The sequence below is a fragment of the Hydrogenophaga sedimenti genome (assembly GCF_051857515.1).
Classification (GTDB): domain Bacteria; phylum Pseudomonadota; class Gammaproteobacteria; order Burkholderiales; family Burkholderiaceae_C; genus Hydrogenophaga.
In genome coordinates this window covers 12,378-24,010 of sequence record NZ_JBPZHA010000005.1, presented here as the reverse complement: position 1 = coordinate 24,010, position 11,633 = coordinate 12,378, and the positions used below count along the sequence as shown (strand labels likewise).

The window sequence follows — 11,633 nt, the reverse complement described above, 5'->3', positions numbered from 1 at the left end:
GGGCGTGGTTGCCCTTCAGTAGTTGACGTTGAAGCGCGTTCCCTGGCGTTTGAACACGGCGCTGCGGGGAGAGATCACCTCCAGCACCAGGCCGGGCTCGACCTCCTGGCCTTCCTTGACCACTTTGCCATTGACGATCAGCAGGCGGTGCGCCGGGTTTTCCGAATAGGTGGCGCCGGTGACCTTGAGGCCGGTGTCCGAGGCCAGGGCGCCGCTCGGACCTCCCGACGTGGTGGTCGTGGTGCTGGGGGAACGCGTGACGGGCAGCGGGGCGGGCATTGCCGGTGGCGGTGCCGGCGGCGCGGCCGGCACGCCCGCACCCGGGGCCGCCGGCGCACCGGCGGCCATGGTGCCGGTGGCGTCGCTGGCGCCTTCGGCGGGTGGTGCGTTCGGGGGCGCGTCGCCCGGACCAACCGGGCGGCCCTGGATCGGCATCAGGGCCGCGCCCCTGGCCGCCGACTGGGCCGGGGTGGGTGTCTGGGCACGTTCGGTGGCATTGGCCGGCATGGGGGGCGGCCTGAGCACCGGTGCCGCCGACTGGGTGGGGCCCACGAAGGGTCTGGGCGCCTGGGGTGCCGGGGCCGTGTCGACTGGCACCGCGCCAGGCGGCGGCGCAGGGGCCGGCGCCACGGCCATGACTGCTGGCGGTGTCTCGGTGTGCGCCGGTGCAGGTTCCTTGCGCAGCCACCAGGTCGCCAGCGCGGCCACCACGATCAGCGACACGGCGCCCAGCAACAGGCCCTGGGGCAGGCGCCGGCTGCCGGGCGCGGAGGGGAGCGCGAACGCCTGCGCGCCGGACAGGGGGGCACCGGCGGACGCCGCATGGCTGCGTTCGGCGTGGGCGCGTTTGAGGGCATCCAGGATGTAGGACATGAATCGGCTCAGGGGTTCGTGGCGGACAGGCGCGGCTCGTTTTCGCCGCTGGCCCGGTTCAGCAGTATCAGGGTGGTCGGGTCGGCGCGACCATCGACCTCGACGCCGCGCGAACGCTGGAACGCCGCCACCTTGGCGGCCAGCGTGCCCGCCTTCGGGTCGATCTCGCCGCGCTGTTGCAGGGTGGCCAGCGTCCGTTCCATCCAGCGGGCGGCGGCCGGGCTGGCCAGGCCGTTGCTCAGCAGGCCTTGTTGTCCCTCGGGCGTGCGCCAGAGCGTCAGGTACCTACCTTGCCAGGTGCGTTGCAGCCAGGCGGTGTCGACGGTCCAGCGGCGCTCCGCGGTCGAGAGCGTGGTGCGGTCGTTGTCAAGGCTTTCGAGCACCACGTAGCCCTCGCCGGCCGGCAGGTGCAGGCGCAGCAGGGCGGGGCGGTCCATCTGTCCGATGCCGTGCAGCGTCATGCGCGAGGTGGAGTAGCACTGCAGGCCCTGTTTCAGCGCAGCGGGGCACAGTGCGCCATCCACCGGGCCCATGCCCCAGCGCGGCGCCAGCGCACGCCAGCCGGCCTCTTCGCTGGCCAGCAGTTCGCTGGCCGATGGTGGCGTGTTGATGGCCGTCGGTGAGGGCGAGACGGGTTTTGCGGGTGGGGCTGCCTCTGGTGCAGCGACCGGTGCGGCGACCGGGGCCGCTGGGGCTGGCAGACGGGCGGCCGGAGCCAGGGTGGCGGTGGCCGGCGGCGTGCGCCACCCCCACAGCAGGGCGCCCGCGAGCACCGCCCCCGCCAGCCCGCCGGTGACCAGCAGGGCCAGCGAGCGGACCCGGGACGGTGCGGTGCGGGTGTTGCCGAACACCTCGAGCGCCGCCCGTTCGATCACTTCCGGACCGGCGCTTCTGGCGCCCAGCGAATACGCTCCCAGCAGCGCACGGCTGCAGAGCAGGTTGATCTTGCGCGGCACGCCACCGCTCAGCGCATGGACGCGGCGCATGGCGCGGGGCGTGAACGGCAAGGGGCCGGCCAGGCCCGCGACCTGGAGCCGGTGCCTGATGTAACGCTTGGTGTCCGCCTCGTCCAGCGGACCGAGGTGAAAACGCGCCACGATGCGCTGCGCCAGCTGTTCCAGCCCGGGCCGCGCGAGGATGCCGCGCAGCTCCGGCTGGCCGATCAGCACGATCTGCAGCAGCTTGTGTTCGTGGGTCTCGAGATTGGTCAGCAGACGCAGCTGCTCCAGCACCTCGGGCGAGAGGTTCTGCGCCTCGTCGATGATCAGGATGGGGTTGCGGCCGGCCGCATGGGCCACCAGCAGGAACCGGTTGAGCGGGTCGACCAGTTCCTTGACGGTGGTCTCGCGGTTGCCAGGCGCCGGCACGGCATAACCGAACTCGTCGGCAATGCTGCGCAGCAGCTCGATGACGCTCAGCCGGGGGTTGAAGATGTAGGCGACCTGGCTCTGCGCCGGGGTGTGTTCGAGAAAGTGCCGGCACACCGTGGTCTTGCCGGTGCCGATGTCGCCGGTGAGCAGCACGAAACCGCCGCCGCCATGGGCGCCGTACATCAGGTGCGCAAAGGCTTCCCGGTGGCGCTCGCTCAGGAAGAGGTAGCGCGGATCGGGCGAAATCGTGAACGGATCGCGCTGCAGGCCGAAGAACGCGGTGTACATGCGCCAAGCATAGCGGGCGCAGACACCGCGTTGAACGGTTCGGGCGAGCTTTACGCGGCGAGCGCCATGGCCGGTTTCGCGCCGCCGGCCGCCGCCGCCGAGGCCGATTTCGCCGCACCAGCCACCGAGCATTCGATGTCGCCGGAGAGCTGGCCGCCTTCTTCGATCACCACCTTGCCGTAGCGGATCTTGCCGGTGACCTTGCCGGTCGCGTAGATCACCAGCTTCTGGCGCACCGTGAGGTTGCCGTCGAACACGCCGTGGATCTCGGCAATGTCGATCTCGGCCGAACCCTTGAAGGCGCCTTGCTGTGCAATCTGGATCACGCGCGAGTCCATCGTGGCCTCGACCAGACCTTCGACCACCAGCGTGTCGCAATCGGTGATCTCGACGCCCTTGAGCTTGATGTTCGGGCCGACGGTCAGCTTGCTGCCGCCTTCGGGCACGGTGCTGCTGGCCGGGGCGGTGGACGTGGTCCGGGTGTCGTTCGGGGAGCTGGTGGTGTTGGTCGTGCTGGTGCCGCTGGCGCCGTAGCGGGGTGTGTTCAGGCCCGAGTTGAGGTTGTTGGTGGGTTCGTTTTCGCGTTTACCGAAATGCAGTGCCATGCGAGCTCCTTCTGAAAGTGAAGCACTCATGCTACGGAGCATGCGGCTTACATTCGGGTTGGCTCCGTAAGAGGGGTAACGAGATGCACCGTACGTCTGGTTGCGCCTGTTGCGTAACGCGCGCTTGTGTTTTCGTGCATGCGCTCAGCGCGGTTGGCGCGATTCCATCTCGCGGATCAGCGCGCGGGCTTCGTCGCCCTCGGGGATCGGTGCGCCGCCGTCGCGCCACTGCACCGCCGCCTTGTAGCCCTGTTCCTGCGCGTAGCGGCGGAACCAGAGGCCTTCGGGGTTGTGGCGCGTGATGCCGTCGAACACGGTCGCCATCTGCTGCGACTGCTCCAGTCCCATCGCCAGCATCACCTGGTTCACCACGATCTTGTGCATCGCCAGGTGCGAGCGCGGCACGCCGGCGATGCGGCCGGCCAGCGCCATCACCCTGGCGTCCAGCTGATCGGCAGGCACGGCCTCGTTCGCCAGCCCCCAGTCCGCGGCCTTTCGTCCGTCGATCACCTCGCCGGTGAACATCATCTGCTTGGCGCGCAGCGGGCCCAGGCGGTAGGTCCACATGGCCGTGGTCGGGCAGCCCCAGACGCGGGTCGGCATGTAACCAATGCGCGCGTCTTCGGCCATCACCAGAAGGTCACAACACAGCGCGATGTCGCTGCCGCCAGCGACCGCCGCGCCGTGCACCTTGGCGATGGTCGGTTTGGCCGAGCGCCAGAGGCTCATGAAGTCCTCGGTGTTGCGCTTCATGACGGCGTAGTCCTCCAGCGGGTCCCACGGGTAACTTTCCTGCTGGCAAGGGTGCTCGATCTGCTGCTCGGCGTAGCTGACCAGGTCGTAGCCGCCGCAGAACCCCTTGCCCGCGCCCTCGACCACGATGACGTGGATCTCCGGTTGCGCGTTGGCCCATTCGACCGCCGCGCGGATCTCGCGCGGCGTCGCGTCGTTGATCGCGTTGTAGCGCTCGGGCCGGTTGAGCAGCAGGCGCGCGATGCGCGGCTGGTCGGGGTCGGGCGCGATGCGCAGGGTGCTGAAGTCGGGCATGGTGGTCTCCTGTGGCGGTGGCTTGCATGCTAGGAGCGCGGGGGGGCGGTCGCGGTCGCCTGCGCTACAGTGCCCCGCATGTCGAAACCCCCGCCGCGCCACTGGGTGCTGGGCAGCCGCCCGCTCCCCGCGCTGGATCTGCCGCTGGCGCAGGCCAGTGCGCTGCTGTCCCACCTCGGGCAGGGCGCGCGCGACGCGGTGGCCGAAGACCTGCTGCGGCTGGTCGGGGCGCACGCACCGCTGGCGCAGTGCACGGTGTTCGCCTTCGAGCCCGGCCGCAAACCGGTGGTGGTCGCGGTCGGCGACCGTTCGCGCACGCAGGAACTGCCCCACATCGCCGAGGCCTATGTGAGCCGCTTTTACCGGCTCGACGGGCTGGCGGCGGTGATGCAGGCCGAGTGGGCCGCGGCGCAGAAGGCCGGCGCGGAGGCGCCGCGCATCCTGCTGCACCGGCAGACCGGCGCGGACATCGCCCACGCCGACTACCGCCAGACCTGCTACGAACTGCCGCAGGTGGCCGAGCGGCTGGCGGTGCTGGCGCTGTACGAAGGGCGGCGCTGGATGTCGGTGCACCTGTACCGCGGCACCGAACACGGACCGTTCGACGACGCGGCCCTCGCCGTGGTCGAGGCCTTCGCGCCGCTGATCGTGCAGGCCGTGCGCCTGCACCACACCGGCCTCGCGGTGCACCAGGACCTGCGCGGCCTGCTGCTGGCGCGCGCGGTGCGGCGCTGGCCGGCGCTGACGCAGCGCGACAGTGATGTGGTGATGGCGCTGATGGACGGGCTGGACACCGCCGCCCTGGCCGGGCGCCTGGGTTTGACCCCCGCCAGCGCCCAGACCTACTGCCAGCGGGTCTACCGCAAGCTGGGCGTGGCCGGGCAGCGCGAACTGGTCGCGGCCCTGCTGGAGTCGGCCGGCTGAGGGCTTTCCCTTGATGTCCTGCTTTCAGGACATGCAGCAGGCGACGGCTGCCTACACTGCGCGGCAGCACAGGAGACAGACCATGTACCAGCCGCACGCCGAACCCCGGCGCTCGATCTACTACGACTACCAGGTGTTCGACGCCTGGCTGCCATCTCAGCACCCGGCGGAACAGCACGCCCCGGTCGTGATCGCCGGCGCCGGGCCGATCGGCCTGGTGACCGCGCTGGCGCTGGCGCAGCAGGGCGTGAAAAGCGTGGTGCTCGAAGCCGAGCGCCAGGTGTCCGAGGGCAGCCGGGCCATCGTGTTCACCCGCCGCTCGATGGAGATCCTGCAGCAGGTGGGGGTGGCGCACCGGCTGACGGAAAACGGCCTGCCCTGGCGTTTTGGCAACTCGATCTACCGCGGCCAGCGCGTGTTCCGCATGGAGAACCCGCACGACCCGGACGACCGCTTCTTCCCGCTCATCAACCTGCAGCAGCAGTACCTGGAGCAGTACCTGGTGGAGGCCTGCGCGGCCAACCCGCTGGTGGAGCTGCGCTGGGGCAACAAGCTGGAATCCTTTGAGCAGGACAGCACGGGCGCCACGCTGCAGGTCGACACCGCCGAAGGCCCGTACACGCTGAAGGCCGACTGGCTGGTGGCCGCCGACGGTGCGCGTTCGGCCGTGCGTGGGCTGATGGACCTCAAGCTCGAAGGTGCGTCCTACGAAGGCAAGTTCGTCATCGCCGACATCCGGGTCGACCTGCCGCTGCCGACCGAACGCCTGGCCTTTTTTGACCCCGACTGGAACCCGGGCAACACCATCCTGATGCACCGCGAGCCGCACGGCATCTGGCGGCTGGACTACCAGTTGCCGCCCGGCGAGACACCCGAAGACGCGCTGCGGCCCGAGTCGCTCCAGGTCCGCATCGACGCGCAGCTGGCCATGATCGGCCACGCCGGCGCGCCCTGGGAGATGGACTGGTGCTCGGTCTATTCGGCGCGAGCGCTCACGCTGCCCGACTATGTGCACGGCCGCGTGCTGTTCGTGGGCGATGCGGCGCACCTGTTGCCCATCTTTGGCGTGCGCGGCGCGAACACCGGTTTCCAGGATGCGCAGGCGCTGGCTTGGCGGCTGGCGCTGGTGGCCCGGGGCGTGGCGCCCGAGTCGCTGCTGCACAGCTACAGCAGCGAGCGCGTGGCCGCGGCGCGCGAAATCATCGACGAAGCGGGCAAGAGCACGCGCTTCATGGCGCCGCCCACGCGCGGTTTCCGCCTGCTGCGCGACGCCGTGCTCTCGCTCTCGCTGAGCCAGCCCTTTGTCGGGCCGCTGTACCACTGGCGCACCTCGCGGCCGCACGAATACGGCGCCTCGCCGCTCAATGCCGTGGGCGACGACAACGACGCATTTGTTGCCGGCCCGGGCCACGGCGCGCCGCCGCGCAACGTGCGGCTGGGCGATGAAGACTTCCTGCTCGACCACCTCGACCACCGCTTCACGCTGCTCTGTGCCTCCGACGCCACCCTCCCGGCCGACCTGCGGGCTGTGATGGACGAACTGCGCGCCCAGGGCCTGCCGCTGCAGGTGATCGCCGTCGGCGCCAGCCAGCCGGTGCCCGGCGCCGACCAGACCCTGCCCGACGCCGACGGCCACCTGCGCCAGCCCCACGGCCTCCAGGATGGCGGCGCCTACCTGCTGCGGCCCGACCAGCACGTTTGCGCCCGCTGGACCTCGCTGGACGCCAGGCGGCTGCGCGCCGCCCTCCACACCGCCGCCGGCCTGACCACGGGAGCCCCAGCATGAGCAGCCAGAACGCCGCCACGAACACCCCCACGAACACCCCGAACAACGGGCTGTCCATCCCCGGCCTGGAACAGGTCTACGACCAGCTCGCCACCGCCATCGACGCCGTCGGCCCCAACAAGACCGAGCTGTTCCTCGTCAAGCTCGCGCTGATGAACGCCCAGGCGCTGGCCAACCCGGCCGTGTTCCAGGCGCACATCGAAGCGGCGCTGAAGGACCTCTGAGCCTCAGCGGGCAGCGATGGCTGAAGGGGCCAGCGGCAGGTAGATGTCCGACAGCAGGTCGGCCGGGGCCGTGTCGCGCGGGCTGTTGAGGTAGTCCTCGAACACCGGCTGGTCGGCGAGGCGGTGGCCGGATGCGATCAGCCAGGAGCCGTAGAGCCACTGGTAGGCGTCGCGCATGTTGGGGTAGGGGCCGCGGTAGCGCAGCACGGCGCAGGGCGTGCCGCCCAGGCTGAAGCGCTGCAGCGGTGGCGCGACCTCGGCGCCGGGCGGCAGCGAGAACCCGGCGCGCGAACTCAGCTGCGCCTCGGGATAGGCAAACGGGTCGTCCAGGTACTGCGCCAGCCAGCGCGTGTCCGGCCGCATCAGCCCTTGCGCCGCAAACTGGATCTGCGCGGTTTCAAAGGCGCGACCGATGCGCATGTAGCTGCCCCGGTGTGGCACGCCCGCGACCTCGATGGCCGGCACCTGCCGCACCGTCACCGGCCAGCCGTCCGGCTGCGCCGCCGCGGCAGTCCGCCATGGCAAGTCGTCGGTCCTCGTTTCGCGCCAGGCTTGTGGACTCTCGCCGAAGAATTGACGGAACGCGCGGGTGAACGACTGTGCATTCGGGTAGCCGCAGCGCCGGGCGATCTCGGTCACCGTCAGTGCGGTCTGTGCGAGGTGGCCCGAGGCCTGGTGCAGCCGCAGGCGCCGCACGGTGGCGGCCACCGTCTCGCCCATGAGCGCGTGGTAGATCCGGTGCCAGTGGAACGGCGACAGGTCGGCCACCACCGCCAGCTCGGCCAGGTCCAGCGGCTCGGCGAGGTGGTCGTGGATGTGGGCGGTGACGCGCAGCAACTGCGCCCGGTAGTCGACCCATTGCGGTGATGGTGTGGTGCTCACTGAAATTCCCTTCGCGCCGAGCGCTGCGGGGCCGAGCACCTTCGGAACGGCCGGGCGGTGCTCATGCCATCGGCTGCCGGACGATGGTTTTCCACTTCGCCGGCTCCGCGCGCCGGATGTCGCTCAGGTAGATCTCGTGGTGTTTGCCGCGCAGCGCCGAGCGCCCGGTGATGAAGTCGTGCAGCCGCTCAATGGTCGGGCCTTCTTCGGAGAACGGGCCGACGTGCAGGATCTGGGCGCAACGGCCTTCGGTCAGGCGGTCCAGCCGCAAGCGGTCCACGCCCGGCAGCTTCTTCTTTTTGCGCACCTCGTCGATGGCCTCGGCGATCAGTTCGTCGCTCACGAAGTCGGGCTGCAGGACCATTGCGGTCCATTTCCAGCGGTCCTTGGCGCCGGTCCGGAAGGCCGACAGGTCGTCGGACCACCACAGGCCTTCGAGCGGCATCACGCCGTAGTCGATGGCCTGCGGCCCTTTTTTCACCATGAACTTGGCCGTGTAGGAGACCGAAAACAGCGCCTCCACCGCCTCGGCGTAGGCCGGCGCGGTGTTGGGATCGCCCTCGCCATCGACCATCAGGTAGCGCAGCGTCGGCACCTCGACCACCGCCGGCTCTTTTGCCGACGCCAGATACAGGTCCTTCAGGGTCTTCTTCAGATCAATCTTCTCGTTCATTCGGGCTCCCGGAAACACCGATGTGGATGCCAATCCTGCCGTCCGGCCGGTAATGCTCGTAGTCTGCCAGCGTGGTTTTCTGCAGGTCGGTGCGCCGCCAGATCTGCTGCCATTCGGCGCCCACCAGCTCGGGCCGGCCTTGCGCCACCTCAAACACCGCGCGCCGCGAGGCCGGTGCGACCACGTGCGTCAATCCTTCGGGCGGCAGCGCGGGTGTGTCGCCGGGCACGGCATGCCCGATGACCAGGGTGTACCAGCCCTGGTTGTCGACGCCCGCGTTCTGGAAGTGGGTGTAGACCGCGTAGACATCGTCCGACAGGCGGTGCGGCAGGCGCCCGGCAAGGCCGGACTGGGCAAAGCGCGCCCAGAGCGTTGGAATGGTCTGGAAGGCCTCGCCGTTGTGGGTGCGCAGGGCGATGCCGACGACGTGCAGGGCCTGCGGCTGGGCGGTGAATGGCATGAAATCGCTCCAAAAGGGTGGGGAGCGGCCCATTCTGGACACGGCATGCGGACATTTCTTGCGGTCCCGGACAGCAACAAGGTTGATGCCCAACACCTACACTTGCGGGTTACCCCGAGCGCCCCCCATGAATGCCCCGATCGACGTCTCCTTTTTCGCGCGCAACGCCAAGCCGCTGACCAGCTACCGCCCGTACTGGGCCAAGCGTTTCGGCGTCGCGCCCTTCCTGCCCATGAGCCGGGCGGAGATGGAGCAGCTCGGCTGGGATTCGTGCGACATCATCCTGGTGACCGGCGATGCCTATGTGGACCACCCCAGCTTCGGCATGGCCGTCATCGGCCGCGTGCTCGAAGCTCAGGGCTTTCGCGTCGGCATCATCGCCCAGCCCGACTGGCAGAGCGCCGAGCCCTTCAAGGCGCTGGGCAAGCCCAACCTGTTCTGGGGCGTGACCGCGGGCAACATGGATTCCATGATCAACCGGTACACCGCCGACCGGAAGATCCGCAGCGACGACGCCTACACCCCCGGCGACGTGGGCGGCAAGCGCCCCGACCGCGCCGCCATCGTCTACAGCCAGCGCTGCCGCGAGGCCTACAAGGACGTGCCCATCGTGCTCGGCGGCATCGAAGGCAGCCTGCGCCGCATCGCCCACTACGACTACTGGAGCGACAAGGTGCGCCGGTCCATCGTGGTGGACGCCAAGTGCGACCTGCTGCTGTACGGCAATGCAGAGCGCGCGCTGGTCGAGGTGGCGCACCGCATCGCCGCGCGCGAACCCATTGAGCAGATCACCGACGTGCGCGGCACCGCCTTCGTGCGCCGCCCCGGCGACCCGACGGCCGAGGGCTGGATCGAGCTGGATTCGACCGAGGTCGACCAGCCCGGCCACGTCGAAGACCACATCAACCCCTACCAGACCACCAGCGAACAGGCGCAGGCGCAGGGCCAGAGCTGTTCCAAGGAAGAGGGCGCTTCTGCCCCGGCGAGCGATCCGCAGGTCAAACCCATCACCATCCACCGCCCGCAGGGCCTGGGCGGCGTGGCCAAGCTGCCGCGCGATCGCACCGTGATCCGCCTGCCCAGCTACGAACAGGTCAAGAGCGACGCCGTGCTCTACGCCCACGCCAACCGCGTGCTGCACCTGGAAACCAACCCCGGCAACGCCCGCGCGCTGGTGCAAGCGCACGGCGAAGGCGCCACGGCGCGCGACGTCTGGATCAACCCGCCGCCGATCCCGCTGACCACGGCCGAGATGGACTACGTGTTCGATCTGCCGTATGGCCGCGGCCCGCACCCGGCCTACGCCGACGAACACGGCAAACACGACGGTGCGACCAAGATCCCGGCCTGGGAAATGATCCGCTTTTCCGTGAACATCATGCGTGGCTGCTTCGGCGGCTGCACCTTCTGCTCCATCACCGAGCACGAAGGCCGCATCATCCAGAGCCGCTCCGAAGATTCCATCATTCGCGAAGTCGAAGAGATGCGCGACAAGGTGGTCGGCTTCACCGGCGTGGTCTCCGACCTCGGCGGCCCCACCGCCAACATGTACCGCCTGGGCTGCCGCAGCCCCGCCATCGAAGCCGCCTGCCGCAAGCCCAGCTGCGTCTACCCCGGCATCTGCCAGAACCTCACCACCAACCACGACCCGCTCATCAAGATCTACCGCCGCGCGCGGGCCCTGAAGGGCATCAAGAAGATCCTGATCGGCTCCGGCCTGCGCTACGACCTGGCCGTCAAGAGCCCGGAATACGTCAAGGAACTGGTGCAGCACCACGTGGGCGGCTACCTCAAGATCGCGCCCGAGCACACCGAAGGCGGGCCGCTGTCCAAGATGATGAAGCCCGGCATCGGCAGCTACGACCGCTTCAAGACCATGTTCGAGAAGTACAGCGAAGAGGCGGGCAAGAAGCAGTTCCTGATCCCGTACTTCATCGCCGCGCACCCCGGCACCAGCGACGAGGACATGATGAACCTCGCGATCTGGCTGAAGAAAAACGGCTTCCGCGCCGACCAGGTGCAGACCTTCTACCCCAGCCCCATGGCCACCGCCACGGCCATGTACCACACCAACCTCAACCCGCTCAAGGGCGTGCACCGCGACGACCGGGCCGAGCGGGTGGACATCGTGCGCGGCGAAAAACGCCGCCGCCTGCACAAGGCCTTCCTGCGTTACCACGACCCGAACAACTGGCCGCTGCTGCGCGAAACGCTCAAGGCCATGGGCCGCGCCGACCTGATCGGCAACGGCAAACACCACCTGATCCCGACCTTCCAGCCGATGACCGACGGCGGGTACCAGAGTGCACGGAAGAAGAACAGCACGCCTGTGGGCGCGAAAGCCAGCGAGCGGGCGGCGGCGGTGGTGAAGCCGGGTGGTGCGGCGAAGGGCGCCGCTGCCTCAGGCGCCGCCGGCAAGGCGCCGGTCAAGGGGCGCATCCTCACCCAGCACACGGGCTTGCCGCCGCGGGCGGGGGTCAAGGGCAAGGGGCGGTAGGGCG

General features: G+C 69.5%; 11 protein-coding genes. 4 read left to right on the top strand and 7 right to left on the bottom strand.

The features are described 5' to 3' along the window. Nucleotides 1-15: 15 nt before the first annotated feature. The 4 genes from ACS5NL_RS09545 to ACS5NL_RS09530 all read right to left on the bottom strand — a co-directional run bounded on the left by ACS5NL_RS09545 (nucleotide 16) and on the right by ACS5NL_RS09530 (nucleotide 4,183). Entirely contained in the window at nucleotides 16-873 is an 858-nt protein-coding gene (locus tag ACS5NL_RS09545; RefSeq protein WP_439353506.1) for a general secretion pathway protein GspB, read from the bottom strand. An 8-nt stretch (nucleotides 874-881) separates the two neighbouring features. Beyond that, complete coding sequence (locus ACS5NL_RS09540) at nucleotides 882-2,531, bottom strand: AAA family ATPase (RefSeq protein ID WP_439353505.1); 1,650 nt, start codon at nucleotides 2,529-2,531, stop codon at nucleotides 882-884. 50 nt (nucleotides 2,532-2,581) lie between these two features. Continuing rightward, complete coding sequence (locus tag ACS5NL_RS09535; RefSeq protein ID WP_439353504.1) at nucleotides 2,582-3,136, bottom strand: bactofilin family protein; 555 nt, start codon at nucleotides 3,134-3,136, stop codon at nucleotides 2,582-2,584. A 144-nt stretch (nucleotides 3,137-3,280) separates the two neighbouring features. Then, nucleotides 3,281-4,183 (bottom strand): crotonase/enoyl-CoA hydratase family protein, encoded by a 903-nt coding sequence (locus tag ACS5NL_RS09530; RefSeq protein WP_439353503.1) that lies wholly within the window; start codon nucleotides 4,181-4,183, stop codon nucleotides 3,281-3,283. A 78-nt stretch (nucleotides 4,184-4,261) separates the two neighbouring features. Between ACS5NL_RS09530 and ACS5NL_RS09525 the strand changes: the two genes are divergently transcribed. The 3 genes from ACS5NL_RS09525 to ACS5NL_RS09515 all read left to right on the top strand — a co-directional run bounded on the left by ACS5NL_RS09525 (nucleotide 4,262) and on the right by ACS5NL_RS09515 (nucleotide 7,117). After that, on the top strand, nucleotides 4,262-5,107 hold the full coding sequence (locus ACS5NL_RS09525; protein WP_439353502.1) for a helix-turn-helix transcriptional regulator: 846 nt from the start codon (nucleotides 4,262-4,264) through the stop codon (nucleotides 5,105-5,107). A gap of 82 nt (nucleotides 5,108-5,189) precedes the next feature. Next, nucleotides 5,190-6,893: an FAD-dependent monooxygenase gene (locus ACS5NL_RS09520; protein WP_439353501.1), complete on the top strand. Its 1,704-nt coding sequence runs from the start codon at nucleotides 5,190-5,192 to the stop codon at nucleotides 6,891-6,893. Next, nucleotides 6,890-7,117 carry a DUF2783 domain-containing protein gene (locus ACS5NL_RS09515; RefSeq protein ID WP_439353500.1) on the top strand — a complete coding sequence of 76 codons (228 nt, stop codon included), beginning with the start codon at nucleotides 6,890-6,892 and terminating at the stop codon, nucleotides 7,115-7,117. The genes ACS5NL_RS09520 and ACS5NL_RS09515 overlap by 4 nt, the downstream gene beginning before the upstream one ends. 3 nt (nucleotides 7,118-7,120) lie before the next feature. Here ACS5NL_RS09515 and ACS5NL_RS09510 read toward each other — a convergent pair whose 3' ends face one another. The 3 genes from ACS5NL_RS09510 to ACS5NL_RS09500 all read right to left on the bottom strand — a co-directional run bounded on the left by ACS5NL_RS09510 (nucleotide 7,121) and on the right by ACS5NL_RS09500 (nucleotide 9,132). Next, on the bottom strand, nucleotides 7,121-7,999 hold the full coding sequence (locus tag ACS5NL_RS09510) for an AraC family transcriptional regulator (protein WP_439353499.1): 879 nt from the start codon (nucleotides 7,997-7,999) through the stop codon (nucleotides 7,121-7,123). A gap of 61 nt (nucleotides 8,000-8,060) precedes the next feature. Then, a complete protein-coding gene (locus tag ACS5NL_RS09505; RefSeq protein WP_439353498.1) occupies nucleotides 8,061-8,672 on the bottom strand; it encodes a GyrI-like domain-containing protein in 612 nt (203 codons plus the stop codon). Next, complete coding sequence (locus ACS5NL_RS09500) at nucleotides 8,656-9,132, bottom strand: GyrI-like domain-containing protein (protein WP_439353497.1); 477 nt, start codon at nucleotides 9,130-9,132, stop codon at nucleotides 8,656-8,658. Before ACS5NL_RS09500 ends, ACS5NL_RS09505 begins: the two co-directional genes overlap by 17 nt. 127 nt (nucleotides 9,133-9,259) lie before the next feature. On the opposite strand from ACS5NL_RS09500, the gene ACS5NL_RS09495 reads away from it, so the two are divergent. After that, nucleotides 9,260-11,629, top strand: a complete 2,370-nt coding sequence (locus ACS5NL_RS09495; protein WP_439353496.1) for a YgiQ family radical SAM protein — start codon at nucleotides 9,260-9,262, stop codon at nucleotides 11,627-11,629. Nucleotides 11,630-11,633 lie beyond the last annotated feature (4 nt).

What these genes read in the sequence shown, in the direction of transcription:
- ACS5NL_RS09525 (WP_439353502.1), top strand. Translation starts at nt 4,262, where the DNA reads ATGTCGAAACCCCCGCCGCGCCACTGGGTGCTGGGCAGCCGCCCGCTC.
- ACS5NL_RS09500 (WP_439353497.1), bottom strand. Translation starts at nt 9,132, where the DNA reads ATGCCATTCACCGCCCAGCCGCAGGCCCTGCACGTCGTCGGCATCGCC.
- ACS5NL_RS09520 (WP_439353501.1), top strand. Translation starts at nt 5,190, where the DNA reads ATGTACCAGCCGCACGCCGAACCCCGGCGCTCGATCTACTACGACTAC.
- ACS5NL_RS09535 (WP_439353504.1), bottom strand. Translation starts at nt 3,136, where the DNA reads ATGGCACTGCATTTCGGTAAACGCGAAAACGAACCCACCAACAACCTC.
- ACS5NL_RS09540 (WP_439353505.1), bottom strand. Translation starts at nt 2,531, where the DNA reads ATGTACACCGCGTTCTTCGGCCTGCAGCGCGATCCGTTCACGATTTCG.
- ACS5NL_RS09530 (WP_439353503.1), bottom strand. Translation starts at nt 4,183, where the DNA reads ATGCCCGACTTCAGCACCCTGCGCATCGCGCCCGACCCCGACCAGCCG.
- ACS5NL_RS09495 (WP_439353496.1), top strand. Translation starts at nt 9,260, where the DNA reads ATGAATGCCCCGATCGACGTCTCCTTTTTCGCGCGCAACGCCAAGCCG.
- ACS5NL_RS09515 (WP_439353500.1), top strand. Translation starts at nt 6,890, where the DNA reads ATGAGCAGCCAGAACGCCGCCACGAACACCCCCACGAACACCCCGAAC.
- ACS5NL_RS09545 (WP_439353506.1), bottom strand. Translation starts at nt 873, where the DNA reads ATGTCCTACATCCTGGATGCCCTCAAACGCGCCCACGCCGAACGCAGC.
- ACS5NL_RS09505 (WP_439353498.1), bottom strand. Translation starts at nt 8,672, where the DNA reads ATGAACGAGAAGATTGATCTGAAGAAGACCCTGAAGGACCTGTATCTG.